Genomic DNA, 26,128 nt, shown 5'->3' on the forward strand with positions numbered 1-26,128 from the left:
CCCTGCCACTAACAGGGTATATTCGCCTTGGGGTTCTTTTTGCTGGTAATGTGCGATCGCTTCCCCTATTGTCCCTCGCCAAAATTCTTCGTATAATTTAGTTAGTTCTCGTGCTATGACTATAAAGCGATCGCTCCCCAACACTGCCCCTAAATCCTCTAAACTATCCCGTAAGCGGTGAGGAGACTCGTAAAAAATCAACGTTCGGGGTTCAGCTTGCAAATATTCTAATTGTTGTCGTCGTTGTTGACTCTTCGCTGCTAAAAAGCCTTCAAAAATAAACCTATCTGTTGGTAATCCCCCAGCACTCAAAGCTGTAATTGCTGCACTTGCACCAGGAATAGGTACAACTGTGATTCCTGCTTCAATACACGCTTTTACCAATTCATATCCTGGATCAGAAATTCCGGGCATTCCCGCATCACTAACCAGTGCGATCGCTTTCCCATTCGTCAAATGCTCTAATAACTCAGGAATGCGGCTATTCTGGTTATGTTCATGATAACTCATTTGGTCCGTTTTCACCTGGAAATGTTGCAGTAGTTTCCCGGTGTGGCGTGTATCTTCCGCCGCAATAATATCCACAGTTTGCAAAATTCGCACCGCCCGAAAAGTGATATCTTCTAAATTGCCAATCGGTGTACCGACAATATAAAGTGTTGATGGTTTTGGATCAGTTTGCATAAAATATTTTACATGAAAAAAAAGACAATAATTCTCATTTGTAAGTTGAGTTGAGCAGAAGAACTTCCAACAGCAACTATTCGATTGTATTGTATCCAACTACAATTTACCTATGGCAAAATAAAAACTGAAACAGTCGAGACACAGAAAAAAGAAATTCAAATTACACCTTGAAAATTAAGTTACCATACAACTACAAATTATTAGATCACGTTACCAATTACAAATGACCAATTCTGCCTTATTTGTAGGTTTAGTCACCGTAGATTTAATTTATCTGGCCGACTCTCCCCCCCTAAATAATCAAAAGCTTGTTGCTACTGACTATACTGTAGCAGCAGGTGGCCCAGCAACAAATGCGGCTGTTACTTTTAGTCATTTAGGTAATCAAGCTCAACTCTTGACTGTGCTGGGTTCTCACCCAATGACGCAGCTAATTCGCACCGATTTAGGAAATTATCAAGTTGCAATTATTGACTTAGACTCCAGCAAAGATACACCACCACCAGTTTCTTCTATTATTGTCACCCAAAGTACTGGGGAAAGGGCAGTAATTTCTATTAATGCAGTGAAAACTCAGGCTAATATTACCTCGACTCCAACAAATATTTTACAAAACATTGATATCATACTTATCGATGGACATCAAATGGCAGTTAGTAAAATCATTGCCGAAACAGCTAAAAACCAAACTATCCCCGTTGTGATTGACGGTGGAAGTTGGAAAACTGGATTTGAGGAAATCTTGCCTTTTGTAGATTATGCAATTTGTTCCGCTAACTTTTCTCCTCCAGGATGCAAAAATCAAAAAGATGTTTTTACCTATCTTCAGAATTTTAACATTCCTCATATTGCCATTACTCAAGGAGAAAAACCGATAGAATATTTAAGTTATCAAAAAAGAGGTTTAATCAATGTACCGAAAATTAAAACCGTTGATACATTAGGTGCAGGAGATATTTTTCATGGTGCTTTCTGTCATTACATTTTACAATCAAATTTCCAGCAATCTCTAGAATTAGCTAGTAATATTGCGGCTGAAGCTTGTAAATATTTTGGTACACGCCGTTGGATAGAAATTTAAATTATAGCAATCATATTTGATTTATAAACTACTCGTAGAGGCAGGGAATAGGGAATAGGGAATAGATTTTTTTACAACTCATTTAGGACTGCTGTAGATTGAAAAATTAGATTTTAAATAATAAATAAACAAAGTAGAAATAAGTTTCTCTCATCAAAAAAGGCAACTGACTATTTAAACTTTGATAGCGGGTAGTCGGTGTGGGAGATGGTTGGGCATCTAAACCTAAATTTCTAGCCATTAAAACAGCACGTTTTAAATGTAATGGATCGCTAACAATGAGAATTTTCTTGAATTGGTAATTTGCCACTAATTCTGAAGCATTTTGTAGATTTTGGGAAGTAGTTCGAGACGTAGTTTCTATGAGAATATCAGATGATTTTACACCTTTGCTGACAGCATAGAGTTTACCAACTAGCGCTTCTGCTAGTTCATCACCATTACCAACTCCACCTGTAAAAATGAGAGTGCGGACATAACCGGTTTCATATAAATTAATAGCGTGGTTAATCCGTTCTCGAAACACAGGAGATGGTTGTTTTCCCCAAACTGCTGCACCTAAAACAATTGCGGCATCTGCCCGAATAGGAGTATAATTGTTACCATAAAAATATATACTAGTAGCTGTAGAGGCAATCGCCATCAATAAGGCAGAGATTAAGGATAAAATTACCACAACTAACTTATTTTTTGTAAACTGATTATACCTTTGCGCCTTTACACCTTTACGTGATCTTTTCATAAAATCTCTACTTTACCAAAATCAAAAGAATGCCAAACTTAGAAGAAATACTAAAAATTACTCGTGAAATAGGTTGGGGTGCAGCTAAATTACTGCGTTCTTATTATCACGGAACTGTCGAAGACGGAAACTTAGACGTACAATATAAACAAAATGAGCCTGTAACTGTTGCAGATGTGGCTGTTAGTCAATATATTTTAGACAAGCTTCAAGCAGCTTTAGGTAATGAAGAATTTGGTTATATCAGTGAAGAAACCTATAAATCTCAACAGGGTAAAAATCCCTGTGAATGGGTTTGGATAATTGATCCTTTAGATGGAACACGGGACTTTATCAACAAAACTGGTGAATATGCAATTCACATTGCTTTAGTTCAAGGAACAAGTCCAGTTTTAGCAGTGGTGGCCATACCAGAAGCGGAAAAGTTATATTATGCTACTAAAGGTGGCGGTACTTTTGTGGAAACCGTTAATGGTTCTGTTCCCGTAAAAGTAGCTGACAATAAACCCATCGAAGATTTAACCTTAGTTGTCAGTCGTTCTCACCGCAATGAAAGATTAGAACATCTCCTCAAAAATCTACCCTGTCAAAATCAAAAAGCCATTGGTAGTGTGGGTTGTAAAATCGCTGCTATTCTTGAACAAGAAGCAGATATTTACATTTCTCTTTCTGGTAAATCTGCACCCAAAGATTGGGATATAGCTGCACCCGAACTAATTTTAACAGAAGCTGGTGGTAAATTTACGCACTTTGATGGTAGTCCGTTAAAGTATAACACGGGTGATATTAGTCAATGGGGCGGTTTGCTGGCTAGTAGTTCTCAACATCATCAGATATTGTGTCAGAAATCAGCACAATCCTTAGAGGTTGTTTGAAAAGTCTAAATTATTACAGCCCTGGCGACTAGAAGTCGCGGCTATACAAACTAAACCCGCCTGCGCGGGTTAAAAATCTCATTTTTTCATTAGTCCACGGAGGTGGACTTTGCCTGTGTAGTAGCGTTCGCGGAGCGTGCCGGAGGCTCTATTATATTCGCCCAAAACAAAACATCCTCTTAGCAGAGTTTGCCTCAGATGTGCCTTGAATAAGTGTATGAGTTTTTCTAGAAATGTTACTCGTAACGAGTTCATATACAAAGGCTATGCTATAGTGTAGGATGTAAGGATTATTTTCGGTTGAGTAAGTCGTTTTAATTTCTTTATAAATGAGTCTCTCCGAATCTAACTTTCTACAATATGTTGATTTGGGAGACCAGCAGTTATTATGTCGATTTACGTTGGAAATCTGTCCTATCAGGTTACAGAAGAAGACCTAAAAATGGCTTTTTCTCAGTACGGAACGGTTAATCGTGTGCAGTTACCCACTGATAGGGAAACAGGACGACCACGTGGTTTTGCTTTCGTGGAAATGGAAGGTGATGACCAAGAAACTAAAGCCATTGAAGCACTTGATGGCGCTGAATGGATGGGTCGTGCTTTAAAGGTAAATAAGGCTAAACCTCGTGAAGAAAGAAGTCCTTCCCGTGGTAGCTAGGGTAATAATGATCGTGATAATCGCCGTTATTAATCCTGTTCTGAAAAATTTATCACCCTAGAGTCGCCAATAGATAAATCCCAAGAGTCAACTCTGCTGATATATTTTTTTAACTCTAGTATAGTATTAGATTTAAATAACAAAAATCTAGTCAGATCTAGTTAAATATTAACATCTGTGGCACAAAAATATCATTAATTTTTGCCTATATTATGTGATGCAAGATGTGAATGTGATATATTAGTCTTGAGTTCAAGAAGCGTAGATCCTTGAGAAGTGGTGAAAGTCCTGATCTGAGACTGCACCAGAGTCAAAATTGAGCCGACCATAGCTCCTGTGTGACAGAAAATCCTATAAATCAGACGAAATAAAACATTCTCAAGAGTAGCTAATCAAATCAGAACCGAAAAACGAGAAGCCAGAAAAAAGTATTTTACGTAAAGTAGTCCCGACAGCGTTTAGTCTAGGGATAGGGGGCGTTGTAGTTCGCCCCGTCGGGGTTATTCCCGGCAAACAAAAGGCATGAGATATTTGTCTATGTTTTTTGGAACTATATATTCACCCACAATAGGAGGAATGAGAATGACGCAAGTAGTTTTGGGGGAAAATGAAGGTATTGAATCAGCTTTGCGGAGATTTAAACGTGAAGTTTCTAAAGCCGGAATTTTCCAAGATATGCGGAAGAATCGCCATTTTGAAACACCTTTAGAAAAAGAGAAGCGTAAAGCAATCGCTAGACACAAGCAACGTCGTCAACAACGTTCTCGCTTCAAGTAAGAACTTTAGAGTAATGTCTATTGCGGCTGTAAATCCAGTCTGCATCTCTTCATTATTCCGCTTCACTTCTGTTATTTGTGGTGATGTTTCTTAACAGCCGCAAATAGCACGCACAAGTTAATAAAAAGCTATTTGTAGTAGTGCTGTATTTATGGGCGGCACTACTACAAGTTGTATTTAGGCAGAATTATTGAGCCTAAATTTCCGCCACTGCGCGTTCAATTAAACGCCGAGCTAAAGTTTGCGTACCAGTGTGTTCATAGTAATTTGTAGCTACATCCAGGAACGCCGCTAGGTAGTCTAATTTGTCATCAGCGAGTTGGACAAAATTTTGCAAGTTACCAACAACCTTTTGTGGTGTTAAATTATTGGCTGCCACAATACCACTCATCCAACCTTTAACGGAATCAAAACTTTCGCCGATAAAGTTGAGTTTACCAGCATCATTGTTGCCAGGAATAGTATTTTTGATGTTTTGGAAAGTTGAGTTTTGTCCTAAGTCCTGGGGACTCATCCGACTAATACCTGATAGGGCTTTGTCGATGAAGTCTGGTCCCAGGGGGATCAAACCATCAACGCAAATTAAAGCCACCATGCGGATGAGTGATTCACCACTATACTCACCTAAAGAAGCGACAAAATCGCCAATGCTATCACCGGGAATGCCGTTTATTTGGCAAAAAGCTACTAATTCAGCAACTACTTTTAAGGTTAAGTCGATAGTTTGAGCTTGATCTGGTTTGGGAGTGATAGAGTTTAAAAAACCTAATAGGGGAATTGATTGACCTACTTTATTAGCTAAAGCGGCTGCACCTAAAGCTTTATCTGTACCATCAACAGTTTGATAAAGCCACAAAGCTGTTTGATATCCTTGGGATTTGTCGTTGAATAGATAAATTGCGCGTTCACCAATTTGCTGAATTAAACTCTCGTCATCTTCACCAGTGACGGTTTTAATCGTGTTGACAAAGCCGACAGTATTTTGCCACTCACCGGGAGCGACAAAATCTAAGGCTCTCAGCATAGATACAGTCAAGTTACTAGTTGGTAGTTCATCAACTAACTCGAAGATAGATTTGCTCACAAAAATCTCCTATTTGAGGGTTTGTTATCTGAAGTTGAGAGTCAGGGTTATTTCAATTTAGCTAGATCATCAAGATCAAATTTCTCAATCCAGTCAGCGCGATCGCTTGCAGTGAATAATGGATCTTTAGAAATCACCTTGACTTGGTACTTACCCACCAAAACAGAAGTTTGGGTTTTGCCCTGTTCTACTGCGGGATAGCCGTCAATTTTCTTGGTGCTATTGGCATATTTGGAAGCTACTCCAGGTAAGCTGGTGGTGTCAGAAATAGCCAATTGAGCAACAACCTTGCCGTCTTTTTTCAAATTCGCTTCCGAAAAGCCTTTTTTCTCTTGGGTATAAACTCGATCATAGCCATCTTCCCCATCAGGGAAAAAAGCGTTTAATTGACTACCCTGTGTAGCATTTTCAGCAACGGACTGACCACTTTTTTGCTTGGTGCTTTCCTGTTGTACCTGGTCAAAGCGGTTAGGTGCTTTTGTAGCACAAGCTGTAGTCAGTAGTAAGACACACAGTAACAAACTAGCTAAAATCCTGCGCCCACGGGATAAAATCACGTTTGGTTTCTCCTTAAAATGTGAGAGGTTTGAAGCAATTATCTGCGCTTCCGTAGGTTTTTTACCGGAAAATTTACTTTTTGATCATTATTTGTATTGAGAATTACCAATTTTCCGGCAGCTTTGTGATGAACTCCCCACGTCACTGTGTCACCGTGTCACCGCGTCCTCTTATCCCCGCGTCACCGTGTCACCGTGTCACCGCGTCCTCCTAGCCCCGCGTCTTCATGACGATAAGCGATCGCAGCATAGAAGGGATCTCCTCCTGGTATACCCAACCATTGTAAGAAGTTTGGCGCTGTTGATTGATTGACAATCACTTCTGGAGTAGTAAATCCGGGTGCTGAGGCAAAGTAACGCTTAACTAATTCGAGTCTAGACGCTTCCGACACATCCCGCCACGCTTGAATCGCCTTTTGATGGAACATTCGGTTAGAAAAGCTGATAATGGCGACACCACCAGGTTTGAGGATGCGGTGAATTTCCGTAAATACTGCTTCTGGATACTGCATATACTGCACAGAAACACAGTTGATAACAGCATCGAAATCTTGATCAGGTAAAGGTAGCTGAGGCTTTTCGTTGATATTCTGCACGAAGTAATGGTTTAAGCGAGGATTACGTGCAAGCTCTTCAGCGTTGAGTCCATGTCCTTCCACATGATCAAACTCTATTTCTGTTGGTAGATGAGACACCCAGCTGCTCATCATATCAAAAATTCTTGTGTTGGGTTTAAGTCGCTGACGATATAAATCTGTCAATTGTTGAATAAAGCCTTCATCTACATGGGTGACAAAGCGCGGATAGTCATAAAATAACTTATCATCGGTGTCATCTAACTTAAGGCGTTGATTTGGTCTAAGTAGCATAAATGTCTATTTTGGGTCTATTTTGGAAAAGTCTTTCACTAGATTGTGCTAATTTTGTATATTAACTTACAAAAAAAGGGAACAGGGAACTCTTAACAGATAAGAAACTTTAGTTCTGAGTTTAAAGCTCAGTTAAAAAAAAGATGTTTTTTGAGATACGTAGCACGAAAAAAAACAGTGTCATTATTTCAATCTCATGTTTAAAAACATGAGTTTTTTCTGTTAAGAGTTGCCCGTTAAGAGTTCCCTCTGAACTCATTTTCATCAACACACTAAATTCAAGCCCTGAGAGCTAATAATATTCAATTCAACTCGTATTCCACAAATGTTGTACAAATCATCATTGTTTCTTGCTATTTGGCAGCGTCTTCTTTTGCTGAGGATATTTCCTTATTTTAATTTATTAATTTGGCTAATTCCTTTATTGTTATTTACTTCTGGAGAAAATAGCCTCATGGCACATGATGAAGCACTGTATGCGAGGAGAGCGCGTCAGATGTTTGATTCTGGTGACTGGATAGCTCCTTGGGGTAATGCTCATCATAAAACTCCTGGTTTTTATTGGTTAATTGCTCTTTGTTATAAACTATTTGGTGTCAGTGATACTAGTGCGCGACTGCCTAGTATGATTGCGGGAATTTTCAGCTTATTAGTTATATATGAAATAGCGAAAATCTTACTTGATCAAAAGATAGCATATCTTGCCGGGGGTATTTTGAGTGTAGAATTTCTCTGGCTGCAATATTGTCGGTTATCTACACCAGATTTACCAACAATTTTATTAGTAAGCGTAGCTATTTTGGCATTACTCAAAGCTGAATTATATCCGCAAAGTCGCTATATTTATGTTTTTATAACTGGGTTAAGTTTTGGGTTAGGCTTCTTAATGAGAAGTTTGATGATTGTTGTACCAATAACTGCATTATTACCTTATTTAATTGGGGAACATCGTCGTCATCGTCATCTTTTTAACCCCATGTTGTATTTAGGAGTTTTAGTCGGTTTAATTCCTACTTTAGTTTGGTTATGGTTTAATTGGCTGCGTTACGGAAGTGATAGTTTTGGAAAATTATTGGGGTTTGTGGTAGAACTAGGTAGTAATGAACGTCAGGGAAATGGCATAATTTTCTATTTCTGGAATGTGCCTTTAAAATCTTTTCCTTGGTTCTTTTTTAGCCTTTTAGGATTAGCTTTAGTCATTCGTTACCCAATTCCTCGCTACCAATTGCTATTAGTGGGTTTTCCTCTGACGTTATTTACAGAAATTAGTCTATTTTCTACTCGTTTATCTCACTACAGTCTTTACCTTTATCCCTTTATTGCTATACTTGCGGCTGTAGGTTTAGATTGGCTGGGGGAAATTTACAATAGAGAATTTACACCAACACAGGAAGAAATAAAAACATTGCTTTTTTCTAGGAATATGAGATATCTTCCTCGGAATCTTAGTTATGGTTTTGGTGTGTTAGGTAGTATAGCTATTGTAGCTGGTATAGTAGCTTTGGTAGCAGGTAGTATTGATATTCGCAAATATGCAATTCTCGCTTTGATTTTGGGTTTGGCTTGCTTAATTGTGCCTTTAGTTTGGATTAGTCGTTACTATTTTGGTAACAATTTACTTACTTCTCGATATTGGGTGGCAAGTTGGTTAATTGCTTGTTGGTTATCTATAGCTACTGCTGGTAATTTAGGGTTGTTAAGTGATTTTAACCCTAGTTTTAGAGTCTTTTTTCAACGGCAAGAAATAGCCTCAATTCTTAAAAACAATCCTATATTTTTTGCCAAATTAGAAGGCAAAGAAGCTGTATTGATTAACTTCTACACCCCTATTCATGGTAAAACGGTAGACTCAATTTCTCAATTACCAGCTTTTAGTTATGCTTGGATTTATACACCTGAACCTGGTGATTTATCTAGAACTCATCGTATTATTGGTACGATTAAAAATTATCAATTAATTCAAGTTTTGTGAGCAATAATTGCGAATCTAGACTATTTTATTGAGATTTGGTTTGGCTAAAAATAACGATGTGATTTCAATATTTTCTGACTTAGCTTTTCTAAAATTGGCTTTTCTTCAGAAGTTACATCGTTAAAAAGCATCTCATATATCAATGGCACACCTAACTGTAATTCTTCCATAATATCAGTCTGGCTAAACACATCTTGAGGTGTTCCCTCTAATATTAACTTTCCCTTATCCATGACAAATATCCAATCAGACCAAAGATAAACTAAATCAAGATCATGAGTTGCCATTAATATTGTAGTTTTATCTGTATGAATTTTTTTCAAGGTTTTCATTAAATTACGAGTATGCAGTTTATCTAAATATGCTGTAGGTTCATCTAACAACAACAATTCTGGTTTTAATACCATTACATCTGCTATAGAAACGCGTTTTTTCTGTCCTAAACTGAGATGATGTACTGGTCTTTCGGCAAATTCATGTAAAGCAAATTCATCTAAAGCTTGTTCAACTCGCGCTTTAATTTCTGCAACTGGTAAACCCAAATTACACAAACCATAGGAAATATCTTCTTCTACGGTGGAAGCAACTAATTGCTGTTCTGGATCTTGAAAAATTAACCCAACTTTTTGACGTAAATCTGTTAGTGATTGACGGTCATATTTTATGGTATTACCTCTCCAATATACCTTACCTTTGTGCGGCTTATATAAACCATTAGCCAATAAAAATAAGGTAGTTTTACCACAACCATTTTGACCAATTAACGCGCATTTTTTATGAGCAGGAATTTTCAAATTTAACCCGTTTAAAGCTGATTGTTTGGCTCCAGAATAAATATAATAAACTTCTTCAAACTCTATTAAATATTCATGATTATCCATATTCATCTAAATTCTAATATTATTAAGATCACACATCCAATCATTGCCTCAATACCATAGCGGTTAGATACAAAATAACGTTGCGGATGCCAAAATTTAAACTCTCCATTAAAACCACGTGATGCTAAAGTTAAAGAAATTTGACGATAATTGATGAAAGTGCGTTTGAGTAATTGACTAATGAGCAAAGATAAACTTTTTATGCCAGTTTTAAAAGTGCGGTAGCCACCACGAGACTGTTGCGCTGTCCATAACTCAGATGCTGTGTTTAACAAGACAAAAATAAAGCGGTACATCAATAATAACAGGTCTGTTAAAAGCACCGGAAATCCCACACGGCGCATAGTTTGGAGAATTTCAGTAAATGGGGTGGTGAGAATTATGAAATATAGGCAGGAAAGTGAGGAAATTGCTCTTGTTAAAATGGTGAATCCTTGCTCAATTCCATGTCTACTGACATATACATAAAAATTACCTAAAGTCAGTCCTGTAACTGAGTCGTTCTGCACCAAATTTATGTGACTAGTTTCTACTCCATTGATTAGTAAAGCTGGTAAACTGGTTAAACAAAATAAAGAGCCGATATAAACTAATTTGAGGTAAATTTTAGCGGGAATACCAGCATAAACAACTGTCCAAATACTTATCCAAATGGTAATTAAAATTTGTACTTGGGGATGGGCAAAAGCAGCGATAATTAAGAGTGCAATTGCTAAGAGTAATTTTTGTTGAGGTGCTAACCAACGCAACCTATTTGTGTAAGCAAGGGTATCTATTTGTAGAGTCAATCAATTTTGGATTAATTACGAATTACGAATTACGAATTACAAATTACGAATTATTTCAATTCGGTCATTCTTTATTTTTTTGCTGCTGGGAACGCCCCTTATATAATCCGATTGCGTAACCAACTACCCCAGCACCTAAAGCAGCTTGAGAGCAAAATAATAGGCTTTCTATTTCCCCGCTTGGCGGTTCAAATACGGGTGTAAACCAGGGTTTATATCCTGGCTGAACTTCACTAATTGCTTTTTGGGCTTTTTCATCTGAACCAGAAAATTCACCTTCGCGCACGAATACTAAAGGTATGATTGCTAAGGTAATCACTGCTATTACTAACAGCCAGTTATTCAATCCGTTTTTAGATTGATTCATTGATTTGAGGTTCCTGTTTGATTAATTTCAATAATTCTAGTTCTGGAGAAGAATAGGATTGTAACCAGTTCCACACCAATACTGTTAATAATCCTTCACTAATTGCTAGAGGAATTTGAGTAATGGCAAAAATTCCCGCAAACTTAGCGAATGAAGCGATAAATCCACCGACGGGAGCAGGAAAAGCCAAGGCGAGTTGTGCAGAAGTAATGATATAGGTAAGTAAATCTGCTAAAGCTGCGGCTATAAAAATAGCGATTTTTTGTTTACCAGTTAGCCGTATTGTTAGATGATATATCCAGTAAGCAGCAAATGGACCTGCAATAGCCATTGAAAAAGCATTCGCTCCTAATGTCGTCAAACCACCATGAGCTAAAAGTAGTGCTTGAAATAATAATACTAAAGTTCCTAAAACCGACATCGCCAATGGTCCAAATAGCACCGCGCCTAACCCTGTTCCTGTAGGATGGGAACAACTACCTGTGACTGAAGGCATTTTTAGGGCTGATAATACAAAGGTAAAGGCTCCCGATAATGCTAGGAGTAATTTTAGTTCGGGGTTAGCTTGGGTGATGCGGGTGAGCGATCGCAATCCTAACCCAAAAAATGGCAAAGCTACCACCCACCAAAAAATCGCCCAACCAGGTGGTAAGTAACCTTCCATAATATGCATCCCATAGGCTGGTGCAGATGCTCCCACAACTAGATAAAAGCTGAGAATCCCAATCAAAATCAGGGATACACGTTTTGATTTAATCATAACTTTTGGCAAGTTCCATACCTCGCAAATGTATTTTATGGGTTGTCTGAATCTAATACGATTATTATTATCGTTGGACTTTTGACAACAAGCTTAACTCAAGGAAAGTAAATTGCACTTTCAAAGTAATTGAGACTTACAGCAGAATTCAGGAGTCAGGAGACGCTTCGCAGACCTATGGCTTACGCCACGCTGCGCTATCGGTTCAGGAGTCAGGAGTAAAACTGGCTTTGTGTATAGGGTTCAATTTAGATTTTGTACCTCCTAACTACGCAAACTGCTGTATTGACAAGAATTTCTAATTCAGTATACTATGCAAATTAATTGCGAATCTTTTGCAACTTTCAACTAATCAACGGGTTGTTAGATGCAGCTAACGCAGAATATGGCGCAGCAGTCGCAAATGGCAAAATTAGCGCCCCAATATAATATCAGGACTCCCGTGGCTTTCTAGTCTACTCTAATGAACTATATAAAACCATTTCTAGCCAAACGGCACAAGAAAATCCGAAAACACATAAAGCCATAGAGACAGCTTTGGCTGAACTGGTGAAAGTTTGGCCGACTGCTATCCCACCCGCGCCAGCACTCAAAACCCCAGAAAATGTCACCAAGTTGGTGAAAAGCATAAAGGAAAATACTCAAAAAATGATAGCAAAAACTAACACTAAAGCACAAAATTAGTATTTTCACACCATTGGAAGTACAGAATAAGAAGTTTAAAATGGTGAATAAGAGAGAAAATAGTTAAAAACTAAGAGTGAGGATAGTTTGGTTTTTCAAAACCTGAAAAAAGTATAACTTCTCACTCATAATTGGTAGCGAAAGACTCTCCATTTGTAATTTTTCTGAACTTAACAACTGATGCAAGAACTCGACCACCAAAAGACCATTGATATCCTCAACGCCATTATGGAATTTGAACTAGCTGGGGTAGTTCGCTACACCCATTATTCCTTGATGGTAACAGGCCCTAATCGCATACCTATTGTGGCATTCTTCAAAGCCCAAGCCGCAGAATCTTTACTTCATGCCCAACAAGTAGGAGAAATTCTCACAGGTTTAGAGGGACATCCTACCTTGAGAATCACCCCAATGGAAGAAACTTTTAAACATACAGTCAAGGATATCTTGACAGAAAGTTTATCTCATGAAAAGAACGCTTTGGATATGTACAAAAGTCTTCTAGAAACTGTCACTAATGCCAGTATTTACCTAGAAGAATTCGCCCGTGGCATGATAGGACAAGAAGAGATGCACAATCTCGAACTGAAGAAAATGTTACGCGATTTCAGCTAATATTCTCTGGTCATTAGTCAAAATTTAAACATTTTTGAACTAATGACCAATGAATCATAAAAAATAAAAAAGAACTAATTATTTTACTAATAAAGCTTTATTCAACTGCTCAGAAGCTTTCTCAATCGCATTTAGGCTACCTGGATTTACCAGTCCATAATAATCAAAAACATAAACTCGATTATTTTTAGTAGCTTGTAGTTTCTGCCAAAACGGTTCCTTTTTTAAGGAATCTAATAAGGTTGGTTCGGCATTAACGACAATTAAAACTTCTGGATTTGACTCTAAGACTTTCTCCGCTGAAAGTGTCACATACCCACCAATGGGACTGTTACCTTGTAATTCAGCAGCTATATTTTTAGCTCCAAATCTGGCAACTAAATCACCAGCCCAACTATTTTTATTTGGTGTTAAAATCGGTTGGCGACTAACTAAAACTAAAGTAGAAGGATTTTGAGTTGGGTTATTAGGTAAAAGAGTTTTGTAGCGATTTAATAACGGTTGCGGATCTACATCAATTGCTTGAGCAAGTGTTTTAGTTAATTCTTCTAGAGATTTCCAGCTATTTATTTGAGTGGATAAAGTCGGTATTCCTAGCTGTTTAAGTTTTTGCATGGGTACGTCAGAAAACCCAGTTGTACCAATAACTAAATCTGGTTTTAAAGAAACAATTTTTTCTAAATTCGGCGGACTTTGACCTTCGCTAACACGGGGAATATTTTCAAATTTGGAGTCATTTTTAAATAAGCTAGTACCAGTAATTCCAACAAGTTTACTTTTATCTAACTGCAAGATAATATCAGCTGCAAGAGAGGAAAGGGAAACAACTCTTGTTGCTGATGTTATGTTTGATTTTTGTGGCGGTATTTGAGTTGTTGCTGTGGTACAGGAGAATAAGAAGAGGGTTAAGATGAGTGTTATTACAGATGATTTCCAAGGCATAATTAATTTTTTTTTAACGCAGAGGAACGCGGAGGTAACGCAGAGGTAACGCGGAGGTTAAGAGGAGATGAGTTTGTTTTTATTATGGCTTAATTAACTAAAAGTTGCTGTACATCTTCTGGGGTGTTGCAGTTAAAGAGGATATCTGGTTCTGATAAGGGTAACACTTTTACTGGATATTGTTTCAGCCACTTTTGAAATGAGCGTCCTCCTTGGTTGATAAAATCTAATAGTAGGGGTAAACAACAACTGCGATAAAAACCACAAAGTGGTTCCCAACCTTTAGTATTTTTTACCAAAAAGGCAATATTTTCTTCTTCTACAGTATCTAGTCTTTTCACCCAATCTTGCAACACTTCAACTCGCAAGTTCGGTAAGTCGCAAGCTAATAATAATACCCATTCTGTTTTTACTCTCCCCAGTCCTTGTGCAAAACCTACTAGGGGTCCTTGTGTGTCGCTGGGGTTTTCTTGTATAAATTCACATCGAGGCAATGGCAGGTGTTGATATCGTTCTGGCCAAGGTGTGACTATATATATGGTATCGGTACAATTTTTAGCGACATTGCAAACTCTTGGCAATAAGGGTATTCCCTGAATGGAAATTAAGGCTTTATCTTCTCCCATACGAGAACTTTTGCCTCCTGCTAAGACTATGGTGGTTAAAGTAGTCATAGAAACAAAATATTTTTTGCTACGTCTAATGACAAAATCGCTATCACAATGATATTGTCACAATACCTCTTATTTTCAGCAGTCACCAGGGAATCTCAGGGAATGATCAACCATATATTGTGCCGATTTGGAACTTTAACGCTGTTTTCTATGTTTACCCTTATGGGTATGACTAGCTTGAACAGTATATTAGCATTAACGGCTGATAAAGAAGCTAATCGTGTTTGTACTAAAGGAAGTGCTGCTGTTATCACCGTTAAAGATGGTAAAGGTAGTTTAAATAGTAATCTTGATGTTTATACATTTCCAGGAGAAACAGGTCAAAAAGTTGTAATTCAAATGAATAGTCAAAAGATGAATTCATTTTTAACTTTGTATCAAATAGTGGAATCTGATCAGGAAAAAAATTATGAAAAAATCGCTGAAAATGATGATATAAGAGCAGGTGATTTTAACGCTATCGCTAACCCACCCTACAAAGTAACAAATCATCATTAACTAACATGAAACGAAACATCACCATTTTTTACTCTTTATTCTTCCTATTTTTCCCTACATTAGTTTTAACAATTCCCGTGCGATCTCAAGCTCAAATAATTAATCAAAGCTGCAACCTAGAACCAGAAAATGGTGAATTTTATTCACAAAAACAACTACAAACCATCGCTAAACAAATTACAGTTAAAGTTATTGGTGATAATAACGGAGGTTCAGGAACAATTCTTGCTAAAAAGGGAAACTCTTATTTAGTTGTGACTAACTCTCATGTACTCCTGGGAGTTAATCTTAAGAAGATTAAAATTCAAACACCTGACGGTAAACCCTATCAAGCCCAAATTCTACCTAATACCAATTTTGGTAAATTAGATTTAGCTGTTTTGCAATTTACATCTCCAGCCAAATAATCCAAATTTGTATAACGAGAAGTGGGGAGCTTTAAAAGGTTTAAAAAGGTATGCAGAAGCAGAAATAGCGATAAATGAGGCAATTAAACTCAGCCCCCGTGCGTCGTTTTACAACAATCGCGGGGTTCTTTACGCTGAACAGAAAAAATTTGATTTAGCCTTAATTGATTATAACAAAGCTATTGCTATTAATCCAAATTATGCTGATGCTTATGCTGGACGAGGGGTTGTTTATCATCAACAAGGAAACTACACAGCCGCCATGTCTGATTATAATCAAGCAGTTTCTAAAGATGCTAACAGTTTAGCTGCTGTTAATAATATAGGTTTAATCAAATATGAACAGGGAGACATAGAAACAGCGATTAAACAATGGCAAGAATCCATAAAAATTAATAATCAATCTGCCGAACCAATCTTAGCTTTAGCTGTGGCTTTGTATCGTAAAGGGGAACAACAACAAGCTTATCAGTTAGCAGAAACGGCATTAAAGTTAGATAAAAACTTTGCTGATGTCAACTTTATGAAAAAGAATATTTGGGGTAATAAAATAATAAGCGATGCTCAGAAATTGCTATCAACTCCCCAGATAAAAACCTTGTTATCACAGTTGCGTTAATAGCAACAGCAACGATCAGATCCCCGACTTCTTAAAGAAATCGGGGATCTAAAACATCAGGACAAACTATCAAACATCCTGTAAATCCTCAAATCCTGGATATCCTGTATCCCTTACGGGAGGCGTAAGCCATATCTGACAAAAAAATTATCAATATTTTACGGATGCTTACCCCAGTAGATGTATTAACTATTATCCACTAGGAAACGGTATAAATGCTATGTCCAATTATAATCAAGCAGTTGCTCAAGATGTCAATCACTTAGCAGCTATCAATAATATAGCCTTCATTAAATATGAACAGGGAGACATAGAAACAGCGATTAAACAATGGCAACAAGCCATAAAAATTAACAATCAATCTGCTGAAGCCACCTTAGCTTTAGCTGTAGCTTTGTATGTTAAAGGAGAACAACAACAGGCCTATAAATTAGCAGAAACTGCATTAAAGTTAGATAAAAACTTTGCTGACTTTCATTGTATGAGAAAGAATCTTTGGGGTCAAAGCATAATTACTGATGCTCAGAAATTGCTATCTACTCCCAAGATAAAAACCTTGTTATCACAGTTGCGTTAATATCAATAAATACCCCTTAACAAGAATGTGGAGATTTTGCCTGCAACGCCTCTATATAGAAGGTGACAGGTGACAGGTGACAGTGTAAAAAGTCTCTTGGTATCTAGGTTTCATACAGCAATTTTCATGTATTTAGACCACACTGTTGATTTCTCTCTGTGCCTCTGCGCGACGGACACTTTGCTCAAGTCGGGAAACCCGCCCACGCAAGTGTCCTCCTCTGCGTGAGAAAAAAAATGTGGTTTATTTACCTGAAAATAGCTGTAACATAGTCGGGGTATTAGCTTCATTAACTGAAAAATTATGGGTAAGCAGCGCGTTCTGTCGGGAGTTCAACCAACTGGTAACTTACACTTGGGTAACTATTTAGGTGCGATTCGTAACTGGGTAGAAATTCAAGACCAGTATGAAAATTTCTTTTGTGTGGTGGATTTACACGCCATTACCGTACCGCACAACCCCGCCACTTTAGCGGCTGGGTTCATACAGCAATTTTCATGTATTTAGACCACACTGTTGATTTCTCTCTGTGCCTCTGCGCGACGGACACTTTGCTCAAGTCGGGAAACCCGCCCACGCAAGTGTCCTCCTCTGCGTGAGAAAAAAAATGTGGTTTATTTACCTGAAAATAGCTGTAACATAGTCGGGGTATTAGCTTCATTAACTGAAAAATTATGGGTAAGCAGCGCGTTCTGTCGGGAGTTCAACCAACTGGTAACTTACACTTGGGTAACTATTTAGGTGCGATTCGTAACTGGGTAGAAATTCAAGACCAGTATGAAAATTTCTTTTGTGTGGTGGATTTACACGCCATTACCGTACCGCACACCCCCGCCACTTTAGCGGCTGATACTTACACCATTGCTGCTTTATATTTAGCCTGTGGTATCGATTTGAGTCATTCTAGCATTTTTGTCCAATCTCACGTTTCCGCCCACAGTGAACTCACCTGGTTGCTAAATTGCATTACCCCCCTTAACTGGTTGCAAGATATGATCCAGTTTAAGGAAAAAGCCGTTAAACAAGGGGAAAATGTCGGTGTGGGTTTGTTAGATTATCCTGTACTTATGGCTGCGGATATTCTGCTTTATCAAGCGGATAAAGTGCCGGTGGGTGAAGACCAAAAGCAACATTTGGAACTGACGCGGGATATCGTCAATCGGTTTAATCACCAATTTGCGAAAAAAGCACCTGTATTAAAATTACCAGATCCTTTGATTAGAAAGGAAGGTGCAAGGGTGATGAGTTTGACAGATGGAACACGGAAAATGTCAAAATCAGATCCTTCGGAATTAAGCCGAATTAATGTTTTAGATTCTCCAGAAGAGATTACCAAGAAAATTAAACGCTGTAAAACTGATTTGGTGAGGGGTTTAACTTTTGATGATCCAGAACGCCCAGAATGTCATAATTTATTAACTCTCTATACCCTACTGGTTGGAAAAACCAAGGAAGAGGTGGCGGTTGAATGTGCAGATATGGGTTGGGGACAATTCAAACCTTTGTTGACAGAAACGGCAATTAATGCTTTAAAACCAATTCAAGATAAATATCAGGAAGTAATGGCGGATAAAGGTTATTTAGAGTCAGTTTTGCGAGATGGTAGGGAGAAAGCGGAGGCTATAGCTAATCAAACTTTAATGCAAGTCAAAGCTGCTTTGGGTTTCTCTGTTCCTCTCTAAGGTTTAGGCTTTTAGGTGTAATGTGTTTTACCCTATTAGAAAACCGAAAATTTAATGTTATGCCGGATACCCATAGCTCCAGTGCTTTTAATAACTTCCGTAAAGCAGCCCTTGCGGGTGAATTTTTAATTACCGCCGAAGTTGCACCTCCCAAGGGCGGAAATCCCACCCATACAATCGAAATGGCGGCGACTCTTAAGGGAAGGGTTCATGCTGTCAATATTACTGATGGTAGCCGCGCTGTGTTGGGAATGTCTTCGTTGGCAGCGTCGGTGATTTTGTTGCAGAATGGAATTGAGCCGATTTGCCAAGTTGCTTGCCGCGATCGCAATAGAATTGGAATACAAGCAGATTTAATGGGCGCTCATGCTTTGGGTATCCGCAACATTTTAGCTTTAACTGGCGACCCTGTAAAAGCCGGTGATCATCCTGAAGCAAAAGCCGTTTTTGATTTAGAAGCTGTGCGGTTATTGCAGTTAATTAGGAAGATGAATCAGGGTGTTGATTTTAATAATAAAGCCCTGAATGATGGTGCATTAGATTTATTTGCAGGTGCAGCGGTAGATCCTCAATCTCAAAGTTGGTCAGGTTTGCAAAGTCGTTTTGAAAAGAAGATAGAAGCCGGGGCGCAATTTTTTCAAAGTCAATTAATTACTGATTTTGAAAGATTAGAAAAGTTCATGGATAAAATTGCCGCAGGTTACAATAAACCAATTTTAGCGGGAATTTTTCTGTTGAAATCAGCAAAAAATGCCCAGTTTATTAATCGCATGGTTCCTGGTGTAAATATTCCTGAACACATTATTGATAGATTAGCAAAAGCGAAACAGCCGTTACAAGAAGGAATGAAAATTGCGGCGGAACAGGTGCAGATTGCGCGGGAATTGTGCCAAGGTGTGCATATGATGGCGGTGAAGCGGGAAGATTTGATTGCGCCGATTTTGGATTTAGCGGGAGTGGGAAAGGTTAGTTAAGCTGGAAGTCTGATACCTGATTTCATAAAGAAGTCGGGTATCTAGATATAAGAAATAGATTTGATGGGTGATAAATGTTCCATCCTGATATCAACTTCAAGTTTTCACATCTAAAAGATGTCTAGTCCCCAAACTTTCATAGCGATATTAACTAAAATTTCTTGACGTTTATTAATAGCTTCATAATCCCACATTCCAAAATGAATTAGGCCAAGATTAACCATTGCACGATTTATTTGTGTATTATTACCAACATGAGGTTTTTCAGCTAAGGAACGAGTAATCAATATTTTTGATTGTTGATATCCTGATAGTTTATCTTGATAGTCTTTATCAGAGATAGAACTATTTATAGTTTTTTCTAATAAAGTTAAATTACCGAGTTTACTAGAAGAAGAATCTTGTTTAGACTGAGGTAAAATATGTTCAATAGTGATTGATTTATCTAAGTAAAAATCAAGAGATTCAGAGTGACCAAAGGCTTCTTTTTCAACATATTGAGTTATTTTAGCTAATAGATAACGTAAGCGATACTTAGCTAAATTTGAGCCAGAAGTTTGGCTTACAGATTGGTGAAATTCTTCTTTCAATTCTGTGATTTGAGGGATAAAATGTTTATAAACAAAATCGTCTAAATTTTCAATGGTTTTTATACATCTTAACTCCCTTGACCAAAGAGCAAATTCTCTAGTAATATTAAAGTCTTTTCGCCTAGTTTTTCTAGTAATGGAAATAATGAAAAATAAGTTTTCAATATAATATGATAGTTTTTCAAAAATATTTTTTTCTAATAAATGTCCTCCTAATAATAATAGTAAATGAGCTTTGACTCTACCTTGAATTTTACCAATAGCTTTTAAATGTAAATTATCTGAGCCATCAATATTTTTTCCTTGATTAAATTTGCAATAGTGATCAGCAGCTAAAATAAGATCATCGAGAAATTTTACAGGATTATTCTGAATACCTCGTTTTTCTCCATATTTAAGAAACCAATCATAAATTTCTTCTTCTGGAAAACTATTTGATAAGTCAACCTCGTAATGAGACATCAAATAATAGCGTAAAAATTGCAAAGGTTGTTGTTTATTCTCATATAGTAATTTTAAAAGTTCTTCCCATTTTTTCGTTAAAGCTTGCCAATGGCGGTCTCTTGCCTGTTCTTTTGCCGTATGAATGAATAGGTAATTTTTCAACAAATCAACAGGAGTTAATCCTATACCTCTTTCATTAATTGTTTCAAAAACTTTTAAAGCATTTGTTAAATTAGGGGTTTCAATTCTAATTAATTTAGTTCGGCTGGCAATAGCTGTCGAAACTTTTTTATATAGTTTAATATCCTCTTCTAAATTTTCTGAAAAATATTTTTTAATCACTTTCCATGCTTTCGCTATATTATCAGCAGATGCTGAAGATTGCAGTAATAACTTCTCAGGTTCTTTTCCATCTAAAATATAATCATTAATAACTTTTTGTCCAAAGCTATCATATTGAAGACTTAATCTAGGTTTGTCAATATCTTCACCTGTTTCTGTATTTTGAGTAGTACCTTGTAAATAACCTTCTATCGCTTTTGAATTATCACCCAGTTTTTTAATAGAGTCTCTAATAACACAAAAAATTAGATATATAGTAGTGAGTCTTTGTTGACCATCTATTAATTGAAAAGTTTGTTTATCATCAGTAGAATCTGGATATACAACAATCGAGCCTAAAAAATATTCAGATAAATTTGTATCTCCTTCGTCTAAACCTAATCCTTCAAATAAATCTTCAAGTAATTTTTGAACCTGATCTTTTTGCCAAACATATTCACGTTGAAAATCTGGGACAATATAGAAATCATGAAAAATTGTTGAAAGACTGAGGTTTCTTGATTCAATAGTAGGAATAGTAGACATAAGTTTTTATTTTTTGAATTATCTTAAATAATGAATTTCGATTAGGGAAGTGAGGCTGTAAAGATCCATCATAAAATTATACTACATACACTGCTTCAGTATGAGAGATCGTTTCTTCTTTCTCTTGCAACATCACTTGTTTACGCTTTTTATACTCAATATACTGACATAGAGCATAATTGATACTGCTTTTCCAGCGCTAAATATTGCGAAAAATCCATGAGTTATTGAAAATTCTGAAAGTTCATCAAACCCGGTAAATTATCAGTAATTCCCTGTTCTTTTAAGTGACCCAAACAAACACTCATGACTTCAGTTACAGCCATGAGTGTAGTTAGGGGAAAAAAGACAATTTTAAAACCCAAATTTGGCCATTCTGTGGTAGAAAAGGGTAGGAGCTTTGCCACCTTCAACAATATCTGCCACCAGTGGCACATGAGGAAAAGCAGCGGCTTGGCAATTCTGCTACAAATTGAGGTGCTTTTTACTATTAACTGCTAACCGCTGCTGTAACTCCTAAAACCGTCCATTCCCCTGGACAATATGCTTCACAGTCGTCAAAGTCTCCAAACTAATAAATCCCCTGCGATGTCCTCTTTGATTCGACATTCCTAAAAATACAGCATCTCCCCGTGAAGAGTTGCGGGAAAACCGAGGGGAAGCATTGATATAGGTAGAGGCGCTGTTGACTCCTAAAGCAAATTGCCGACTTTCCTGGTAAGATTCTGTAACAATGCAATCAGCATGGCCGCTACTATATTGATTAATCCAAGCGATCGCACTTTCTAAGCTATCCACCAATTTAAAAGCTACTGTTTTCGTTAAATAGGGCGTTCCCCATTCTCCCTCTTTCGCTAACTGCAACTGGGGAAAAGCTTCTACTAATTCCTCATCTGCTTTGAGTTCAAAGCCTTTGTCCTTTAAGCTATTCCACAACACAGACAAGGAAGATGGTAAAGCTTGACGATGAATAAGAACCTTTTCAATGGCGTTTACCGGATCTGGTTCACTCTCATGACTATCGAGAATCATCCAGCGCACCATTTCCAAGCTACTATTGAGCGACCAGTACAGGTAACAATTACCCATCGCTGACTTTAAAACCGGACAAGTTGCTTGTCTTACCACCTGCTGGATTAAGCTAGAACGTCCATAGGGAATGACTAAATTTAAATACTGGTCTTGAGTAACTAAATCTCGAATAGAAGCACCATGTTCGGCTGTAACTAATTCTATACAACCCGCTGGTAAACCAACTCCAGTAATAGCATTTTGCAGTACTTCTGCGATCGCAGCGTTAGAATGACTAGCTTCCGTACTGCCTTTGAGAATCACACTATTACCAGTTTTAATACAAAAACCAGATGCGATCGCACCCAAATCAGGAAAAGCCTCATAAATAAAGCCAATCACTCCCAAAGGCATCAACTGGGTATAACTTTGGGAGTCTTCCTGTTGATAATGGGCAGTTCTCACCCGTCGCAGTGGATCTGATAATTCCCCCAACCGTTGGAGAATCACCACTGTATTCTCTAACCTTGAGGGAGTTAGCTTCAACCAATCTAAAATCAACTCTGATACTGCCATTTCTCGACTGGCTTCTAGATCCAATGTATTGGCTTCTAGAATGTCGTCGAATGAATGTTTTAGCGCTTGTGCCATTGCCAGCACAGCGCGACTCCGATCTACTCCCTTTGTGATACCTAACTTCAGGGAAGCTTGATAAGCGCGTTTAGCACTTTTTACAGGTTCAGGAAAATCATCAAAAACTTCAACGGTCATTGAGTTAACGTCTGTAGGTAAGCCAGACCATGATTGCTGGCGGGATAGCCAACAGCAGTGCTACTATTGCCCAAACAAGAATGCTTGAAGCATTGGCTAATCGCAGTGCTAATGGTAGCCATATAATCACTAACACGAAAATAATCCCCAGTGCTATCGGCCAATAATTTTCTCCCCATCGAGGTTGGATCAGACTCCAACTATTTCCCGTCCAGCGCCAAGCTTGCTTATACGGATAGGTGGGAGAAAGTTTTTCTAGCACGTGACCATTATCTTCTACAACAAAAATTTGCTGACAGCGATCGCATCCAAATGCTTCTGTTAGCGTAATCGGGATTAATTGCCCACGGCGACGGCAAGGACAAATATATTCCGTATTGAAGTCTATTTTTTCAGGTTTTTTAGATGGCACAAGCGATATAAATAACTTGAGCGTGTTTTTCTGAACGGTTCTAGCTGGAGACTCCAAGAATTACTTCTTGGACTGCTATTTCTAAAAGTCAGCCTCACCAAGCAGAATTCTTCAACAGCAGTTGCTGACAGGAGGAAAATTTCACACTTGTTAAACGCTGCTTTCGGCAGTTTTAGTCATGGCGGATATCGCCACAGTCAGGACTATTTCTAGTATATTTCTGGCTGCATTGTAGTTGCCATTTTAAATTTGACAAAATACTGAGTACAAACTGGCAGAAATAACAGGCCATTAAAAATCCCTAAAAAGCTTGTACAGTTTGCTTTTTTAATTTGTAATTTTTAATTAAGAGCAGCGGTACTAGCCTGAAGTTATGGCACTACACTGATTTTTCTGTTAAGTTGGAAGATGCTTGTTTTACGGCATAATGGCTCAGATTTAACTTGCTCTTGCCTTTGTTGTTACACAAACACATGACATCAGGGATTTAATCGTCTGAGCATTTTGATATTAACTGAAAAGCGGGTAACGCGATTCGAACGCGCGACATCAACCTTGGCAAGGTTGCGCTCTACCACTGAGCTATACCCGCAACTTTCACATTAATATAACTATCTCAGATTTTTCCTGGTTTGTCAACCCCTAAATTTATTTTTTTTGGTCATTAGTCATTGGTCATTAGTCATTGGTCATTAGTCATTGGTCATTAGTCATTGGTCATTAGTCATTGGTCATTAGTCATTGGTCATTAGTCATTGGTCATTAGTCATTGGTCATTAGTCATTGGTCATTAGTCATTGGTCATTAGTCATTGGTCATTAGTCATTGGTCATTAGTCATTGGTCATTAGTCATTGGTCATTAGTCATTGGTCATTAGTCATTGGTCATTAGTCATTGGTCATTAGTCATTGGTCATTAGTCATTGGTCATTAGTCATTGGTCATTAGTCATTGGTCATTGGTCATTAGTCATTAGTCATTAGTCATTGGAGAAAAACCAGTACCCAATCTCCGCGTCTCCCCCTCTCCCCTTCTCCGCGTCCCCGCGTCTCTCCCTTCCCCTGCTCCCTAAACCACCTCTGACTCCACAGGGTTTTGGATTGCAGCTGGTAAGGTTTGAGCATTCCGAGCATAAGGTTCTGCTAGGCTAGAGCGTAAATTACGCATCAGGCTGGCCATTTCTATGGCATTCATGGCATAATCCCAGCCATGATTACTTTTAATTCCGGCTCGCTCTAATGCTTGTTGCATCGTGTCCGTTGTCAAAATGCCAAAAATCACGGGTACACCTGTTTGAAAGCTGGCAGCAGCAATACCCTTAGCTACTTCAGATGATACATAATCAAAATGGGGCGTTTGTCCTTTAATCACCGCACCCAGGCAAATTATGGCATCATAACGATGGGAGAGTGCCAACTGCCGAGCGACGGTAGGAACTTCAAAACTGCCTGGAACCCAAACATAGTCTACTTGATTGCCTTGAGGATCGGGATTTATACCATGACGTTTTAGACAATCTTGACATCCTTCTACAAGTTTGAGAGTAACTAAGTCATTGAATCGACCAATCACCATTGCAAACCGCAAAGGCTCTGTTTGAGTAAAATTTCCCTCAAAAACTGCCATGACTGCCTCTTAAATTAACTATAAATTCTTAGCCAATACACTTTTCTGCCGTCAATATAGAGGAGCAGGAAAGCAAGTTCAGGAAAAAGTCATCAGGAAAAAGAAAATCTCTCTTTTTCTTCTTTGACCTTATTACCTTAGCTTTTCTGCTCCTCTAAAATTTTATGTTATGTGCTTGAGACTGTTTGTAGCCGTACCCTACACCACAAAAAAGTTTAATATCCCAACTAAAAGCACTAAAACAGTCCAAACTCCAGAACCAACCCACAGCAGCTTTTTCGATTCAACCCAATTTTGAGGAGTTGCATAAGCGACAGGAACGCCAATAACCAAGACAAAAGACATTAGAACTAGAGATACTAAAGCAAATTGGAATACTAAGGTCATTTTTACTTTTCCCAACACAGCGATATCGTAAATTGTCCCAAGACTGTCGCTGTATGATGGACAGACTGGGTTGTTCAGTGACCCCTGTGAACTCACTTGGTCTTCTGAACCATTAATATTTTACGTCCGGTTTGTAACAGATGATCAATTGTCATTAGTCATTAGTCATTAGTCATTAGTCATTATCTCTCTTGCTTCTTCTCCCTGCTCGCTGTACCCTCCTCCCTCTGCTCTCTTTACTGTCACCTAT

The 26,128-nt window shown here is 38.0% G+C and carries 29 protein-coding genes, 1 tRNA gene and 2 pseudogenes; 14 read left to right on the plus strand and 18 right to left on the minus strand.

Features of this window, described 5'->3' with window-relative positions:
* Window positions 1-684, minus strand: a 684-nt coding sequence (gene rsmI / locus A9Y75_RS22380) for a 16S rRNA (cytidine(1402)-2'-O)-methyltransferase (protein ID WP_071191736.1), incomplete at its 3' end; no start/stop codon positions are given.
* 226 nt (window positions 685-910) lie between these two features.
* On the opposite strand from rsmI, the gene A9Y75_RS22385 reads away from it, so the two are divergent.
* On the plus strand, window positions 911-1,768 hold the full coding sequence (locus A9Y75_RS22385) for a sugar kinase (RefSeq protein ID WP_071191737.1): 858 nt from the start codon (window positions 911-913) through the stop codon (window positions 1,766-1,768).
* A 106-nt stretch (window positions 1,769-1,874) separates the two neighbouring features.
* On the opposite strand, the gene A9Y75_RS22390 is transcribed toward A9Y75_RS22385, so the two are convergent.
* The gene (locus tag A9Y75_RS22390; protein ID WP_071191738.1) at window positions 1,875-2,510 is read right to left on the minus strand and encodes a YdcF family protein; all 636 of its coding nucleotides are present in this window, start codon (window positions 2,508-2,510) and stop codon (window positions 1,875-1,877) included.
* A 29-nt stretch (window positions 2,511-2,539) separates the two neighbouring features.
* On the opposite strand from A9Y75_RS22390, the gene A9Y75_RS22395 reads away from it, so the two are divergent.
* The 3 genes from A9Y75_RS22395 (at window position 2,540) to rpsU (ending at window position 4,820) form a co-directional block, all read left to right on the plus strand.
* The gene (locus tag A9Y75_RS22395; RefSeq protein ID WP_071191739.1) at window positions 2,540-3,385 is read left to right on the plus strand and encodes a 3'(2'),5'-bisphosphate nucleotidase CysQ; all 846 of its coding nucleotides are present in this window, start codon (window positions 2,540-2,542) and stop codon (window positions 3,383-3,385) included.
* 388 nt (window positions 3,386-3,773) lie between these two features.
* Window positions 3,774-4,043: an RNA-binding protein gene (locus tag A9Y75_RS22400; protein WP_071191740.1), complete on the plus strand. Its 270-nt coding sequence runs from the start codon at window positions 3,774-3,776 to the stop codon at window positions 4,041-4,043.
* 582 nt (window positions 4,044-4,625) lie between these two features.
* Complete coding sequence (gene rpsU, locus A9Y75_RS22405) at window positions 4,626-4,820, plus strand: 30S ribosomal protein S21 (RefSeq protein ID WP_013192888.1); 195 nt, start codon at window positions 4,626-4,628, stop codon at window positions 4,818-4,820.
* A gap of 196 nt (window positions 4,821-5,016) precedes the next feature.
* Here rpsU and A9Y75_RS22410 read toward each other — a convergent pair whose 3' ends face one another.
* The 3 genes from A9Y75_RS22410 to A9Y75_RS22420 form a co-directional block, all read right to left on the minus strand.
* Complete coding sequence (locus A9Y75_RS22410; RefSeq protein WP_071191741.1) at window positions 5,017-5,904, minus strand: hypothetical protein; 888 nt, start codon at window positions 5,902-5,904, stop codon at window positions 5,017-5,019.
* Between the two features lie 47 nt (window positions 5,905-5,951).
* A complete protein-coding gene (locus A9Y75_RS22415) occupies window positions 5,952-6,461 on the minus strand; it encodes a hypothetical protein (RefSeq protein WP_071191742.1) in 510 nt (169 codons plus the stop codon).
* Between the two features lie 182 nt (window positions 6,462-6,643).
* The gene (locus A9Y75_RS22420) at window positions 6,644-7,330 is read right to left on the minus strand and encodes a class I SAM-dependent methyltransferase (protein WP_071191743.1); all 687 of its coding nucleotides are present in this window, start codon (window positions 7,328-7,330) and stop codon (window positions 6,644-6,646) included.
* A 325-nt stretch (window positions 7,331-7,655) separates the two neighbouring features.
* On the opposite strand from A9Y75_RS22420, the gene A9Y75_RS22425 reads away from it, so the two are divergent.
* Window positions 7,656-9,302 carry a glycosyltransferase family 39 protein gene (locus tag A9Y75_RS22425; protein ID WP_071191744.1) on the plus strand — a complete coding sequence of 549 codons (1,647 nt, stop codon included), beginning with the start codon at window positions 7,656-7,658 and terminating at the stop codon, window positions 9,300-9,302.
* Window positions 9,303-9,346: 44 nt separating this feature from the next.
* Here the strand turns inward: A9Y75_RS22425 and A9Y75_RS22430 are convergent, their stop codons facing one another.
* From A9Y75_RS22430 to A9Y75_RS22445, 4 genes are all read right to left on the minus strand, one after another.
* Window positions 9,347-10,189, minus strand: coding sequence for an energy-coupling factor ABC transporter ATP-binding protein (locus A9Y75_RS22430; protein ID WP_236721496.1), 843 nt, complete (start codon window positions 10,187-10,189; stop codon window positions 9,347-9,349).
* Window positions 10,186-10,971, minus strand: coding sequence for a cobalt ECF transporter T component CbiQ (cbiQ, locus tag A9Y75_RS22435; RefSeq protein WP_071191746.1), 786 nt, complete (start codon window positions 10,969-10,971; stop codon window positions 10,186-10,188). The genes A9Y75_RS22430 and cbiQ overlap by 4 nt, the downstream gene beginning before the upstream one ends.
* A gap of 64 nt (window positions 10,972-11,035) precedes the next feature.
* A complete protein-coding gene (locus A9Y75_RS22440) occupies window positions 11,036-11,338 on the minus strand; it encodes an energy-coupling factor ABC transporter substrate-binding protein (protein WP_071191747.1) in 303 nt (100 codons plus the stop codon).
* Window positions 11,325-12,098 carry an energy-coupling factor ABC transporter permease gene (locus A9Y75_RS22445; RefSeq protein WP_177176271.1) on the minus strand — a complete coding sequence of 258 codons (774 nt, stop codon included), beginning with the start codon at window positions 12,096-12,098 and terminating at the stop codon, window positions 11,325-11,327. The genes A9Y75_RS22440 and A9Y75_RS22445 overlap by 14 nt, the downstream gene beginning before the upstream one ends.
* Window positions 12,099-12,443: 345 nt before the next feature.
* On the opposite strand from A9Y75_RS22445, the pseudogene A9Y75_RS29870 reads away from it, so the two are divergent.
* Together A9Y75_RS29870 and A9Y75_RS22450 are read left to right on the plus strand one after the other, a co-directional pair.
* Window positions 12,444-12,782, plus strand: a pseudogene (locus tag A9Y75_RS29870) (helix-hairpin-helix domain-containing protein); the annotation flags it as partial.
* Window positions 12,783-12,962: 180 nt separating this feature from the next.
* A complete protein-coding gene (locus A9Y75_RS22450; RefSeq protein WP_071191748.1) occupies window positions 12,963-13,397 on the plus strand; it encodes a ferritin-like domain-containing protein in 435 nt (144 codons plus the stop codon).
* A gap of 78 nt (window positions 13,398-13,475) precedes the next feature.
* On the opposite strand, the gene A9Y75_RS22455 is transcribed toward A9Y75_RS22450, so the two are convergent.
* Both A9Y75_RS22455 and A9Y75_RS22460 read right to left on the minus strand, forming a co-directional pair.
* Window positions 13,476-14,339: an ABC transporter substrate-binding protein gene (locus A9Y75_RS22455; RefSeq protein WP_071191749.1), complete on the minus strand. Its 864-nt coding sequence runs from the start codon at window positions 14,337-14,339 to the stop codon at window positions 13,476-13,478.
* Between the two features lie 89 nt (window positions 14,340-14,428).
* Window positions 14,429-15,013, minus strand: a complete 585-nt coding sequence (locus tag A9Y75_RS22460) for a molybdenum cofactor guanylyltransferase (RefSeq protein ID WP_071191750.1) — start codon at window positions 15,011-15,013, stop codon at window positions 14,429-14,431.
* Between the two features lie 102 nt (window positions 15,014-15,115).
* Here A9Y75_RS22460 and A9Y75_RS22465 point away from each other — a divergent pair, with 102 nt between their 5' ends.
* From A9Y75_RS22465 to A9Y75_RS22495, 7 genes and pseudogenes are all read left to right on the plus strand, one after another.
* Complete coding sequence (locus tag A9Y75_RS22465) at window positions 15,116-15,511, plus strand: hypothetical protein (RefSeq protein ID WP_143046482.1); 396 nt, start codon at window positions 15,116-15,118, stop codon at window positions 15,509-15,511.
* Between the two features lie 5 nt (window positions 15,512-15,516).
* Entirely contained in the window at window positions 15,517-15,918 is a 402-nt protein-coding gene (locus A9Y75_RS22470; RefSeq protein ID WP_071191752.1) for a serine protease, read from the plus strand.
* A 7-nt stretch (window positions 15,919-15,925) separates the two neighbouring features.
* Window positions 15,926-16,537, plus strand: a complete 612-nt coding sequence (locus A9Y75_RS22475) for a tetratricopeptide repeat protein (protein WP_071191753.1) — start codon at window positions 15,926-15,928, stop codon at window positions 16,535-16,537.
* A gap of 220 nt (window positions 16,538-16,757) precedes the next feature.
* Window positions 16,758-17,114 (plus strand): tetratricopeptide repeat protein, encoded by a 357-nt coding sequence (locus tag A9Y75_RS22480; protein WP_071191754.1) that lies wholly within the window; start codon window positions 16,758-16,760, stop codon window positions 17,112-17,114.
* A gap of 303 nt (window positions 17,115-17,417) precedes the next feature.
* Window positions 17,418-17,591 (plus strand): annotated as a pseudogene (locus tag A9Y75_RS22485) (tryptophan--tRNA ligase); the annotation flags it as partial.
* Between the two features lie 197 nt (window positions 17,592-17,788).
* On the plus strand, window positions 17,789-18,796 hold the full coding sequence (gene trpS, locus A9Y75_RS22490; RefSeq protein ID WP_071191756.1) for a tryptophan--tRNA ligase: 1,008 nt from the start codon (window positions 17,789-17,791) through the stop codon (window positions 18,794-18,796).
* Between the two features lie 59 nt (window positions 18,797-18,855).
* Window positions 18,856-19,770, plus strand: a complete 915-nt coding sequence (locus A9Y75_RS22495) for a methylenetetrahydrofolate reductase (protein ID WP_071191841.1) — start codon at window positions 18,856-18,858, stop codon at window positions 19,768-19,770.
* Between the two features lie 110 nt (window positions 19,771-19,880).
* On the opposite strand, the gene A9Y75_RS22500 is transcribed toward A9Y75_RS22495, so the two are convergent.
* The 7 genes from A9Y75_RS22500 to psbZ form a co-directional block, all read right to left on the minus strand.
* Window positions 19,881-21,671 carry a DUF262 domain-containing protein gene (locus A9Y75_RS22500; protein WP_071191757.1) on the minus strand — a complete coding sequence of 597 codons (1,791 nt, stop codon included), beginning with the start codon at window positions 21,669-21,671 and terminating at the stop codon, window positions 19,881-19,883.
* Between the two features lie 224 nt (window positions 21,672-21,895).
* Entirely contained in the window at window positions 21,896-22,078 is a 183-nt protein-coding gene (locus tag A9Y75_RS22505) for a hypothetical protein (protein ID WP_071191758.1), read from the minus strand.
* A 109-nt stretch (window positions 22,079-22,187) separates the two neighbouring features.
* Window positions 22,188-23,453 (minus strand): glutamate-5-semialdehyde dehydrogenase, encoded by a 1,266-nt coding sequence (locus tag A9Y75_RS22510; RefSeq protein ID WP_071191759.1) that lies wholly within the window; start codon window positions 23,451-23,453, stop codon window positions 22,188-22,190.
* A gap of 4 nt (window positions 23,454-23,457) precedes the next feature.
* Window positions 23,458-23,865 (minus strand): hypothetical protein, encoded by a 408-nt coding sequence (locus A9Y75_RS22515; RefSeq protein ID WP_071191760.1) that lies wholly within the window; start codon window positions 23,863-23,865, stop codon window positions 23,458-23,460.
* 520 nt (window positions 23,866-24,385) lie between these two features.
* Window positions 24,386-24,457 (minus strand) — tRNA-Gly (locus tag A9Y75_RS22520).
* A 476-nt stretch (window positions 24,458-24,933) separates the two neighbouring features.
* Window positions 24,934-25,491 carry a 6,7-dimethyl-8-ribityllumazine synthase gene (ribH, locus tag A9Y75_RS22525; RefSeq protein WP_071191761.1) on the minus strand — a complete coding sequence of 186 codons (558 nt, stop codon included), beginning with the start codon at window positions 25,489-25,491 and terminating at the stop codon, window positions 24,934-24,936.
* Between the two features lie 198 nt (window positions 25,492-25,689).
* A complete protein-coding gene (gene psbZ / locus A9Y75_RS22530) occupies window positions 25,690-25,878 on the minus strand; it encodes a photosystem II reaction center protein PsbZ (protein ID WP_071191762.1) in 189 nt (62 codons plus the stop codon).
* Window positions 25,879-26,128 lie beyond the last annotated feature (250 nt).

The organism is Trichormus sp. NMC-1 (assembly GCF_001858025.1).
GTDB lineage: Bacteria > Cyanobacteriota > Cyanobacteriia > Cyanobacteriales > Nostocaceae > Anabaena.

Bases quoted from the DNA above. Each gene is read 5' to 3' on its own strand.
- A9Y75_RS22385 (WP_071191737.1), top strand. From the start codon at position 911: ATGACCAATTCTGCCTTATTTGTAGGTTTAGTCACCGTAGATTTAATT.
- A9Y75_RS22390 (WP_071191738.1), bottom strand. From the start codon at position 2,510: ATGAAAAGATCACGTAAAGGTGTAAAGGCGCAAAGGTATAATCAGTTT.
- A9Y75_RS22395 (WP_071191739.1), top strand. From the start codon at position 2,540: ATGCCAAACTTAGAAGAAATACTAAAAATTACTCGTGAAATAGGTTGG.
- A9Y75_RS22400 (WP_071191740.1), top strand. From the start codon at position 3,774: ATGTCGATTTACGTTGGAAATCTGTCCTATCAGGTTACAGAAGAAGAC.
- rpsU (WP_013192888.1), top strand. From the start codon at position 4,626: ATGACGCAAGTAGTTTTGGGGGAAAATGAAGGTATTGAATCAGCTTTG.
- A9Y75_RS22420 (WP_071191743.1), bottom strand. From the start codon at position 7,330: ATGCTACTTAGACCAAATCAACGCCTTAAGTTAGATGACACCGATGAT.
- A9Y75_RS22425 (WP_071191744.1), top strand. From the start codon at position 7,656: ATGTTGTACAAATCATCATTGTTTCTTGCTATTTGGCAGCGTCTTCTT.
- A9Y75_RS22430 (WP_236721496.1), bottom strand. From the start codon at position 10,189: ATGAATATGGATAATCATGAATATTTAATAGAGTTTGAAGAAGTTTAT.
- A9Y75_RS22440 (WP_071191747.1), bottom strand. From the start codon at position 11,338: ATGAATCAATCTAAAAACGGATTGAATAACTGGCTGTTAGTAATAGCA.
- A9Y75_RS22445 (WP_177176271.1), bottom strand. From the start codon at position 12,098: ATGATTAAATCAAAACGTGTATCCCTGATTTTGATTGGGATTCTCAGC.
- A9Y75_RS22450 (WP_071191748.1), top strand. From the start codon at position 12,963: ATGCAAGAACTCGACCACCAAAAGACCATTGATATCCTCAACGCCATT.
- A9Y75_RS22455 (WP_071191749.1), bottom strand. From the start codon at position 14,339: ATGCCTTGGAAATCATCTGTAATAACACTCATCTTAACCCTCTTCTTA.
- A9Y75_RS22460 (WP_071191750.1), bottom strand. From the start codon at position 15,013: ATGACTACTTTAACCACCATAGTCTTAGCAGGAGGCAAAAGTTCTCGT.
- A9Y75_RS22465 (WP_143046482.1), top strand. From the start codon at position 15,116: ATGATCAACCATATATTGTGCCGATTTGGAACTTTAACGCTGTTTTCT.
- A9Y75_RS22470 (WP_071191752.1), top strand. From the start codon at position 15,517: ATGAAACGAAACATCACCATTTTTTACTCTTTATTCTTCCTATTTTTC.
- A9Y75_RS22480 (WP_071191754.1), top strand. From the start codon at position 16,758: ATGTCCAATTATAATCAAGCAGTTGCTCAAGATGTCAATCACTTAGCA.
- trpS (WP_071191756.1), top strand. From the start codon at position 17,789: ATGGGTAAGCAGCGCGTTCTGTCGGGAGTTCAACCAACTGGTAACTTA.
- A9Y75_RS22495 (WP_071191841.1), top strand. From the start codon at position 18,856: ATGCCGGATACCCATAGCTCCAGTGCTTTTAATAACTTCCGTAAAGCA.
- A9Y75_RS22500 (WP_071191757.1), bottom strand. From the start codon at position 21,671: ATGTCTACTATTCCTACTATTGAATCAAGAAACCTCAGTCTTTCAACA.
- A9Y75_RS22510 (WP_071191759.1), bottom strand. From the start codon at position 23,453: ATGACCGTTGAAGTTTTTGATGATTTTCCTGAACCTGTAAAAAGTGCT.
- ribH (WP_071191761.1), bottom strand. From the start codon at position 25,491: ATGGCAGTTTTTGAGGGAAATTTTACTCAAACAGAGCCTTTGCGGTTT.
- psbZ (WP_071191762.1), bottom strand. From the start codon at position 25,878: ATGACCTTAGTATTCCAATTTGCTTTAGTATCTCTAGTTCTAATGTCT.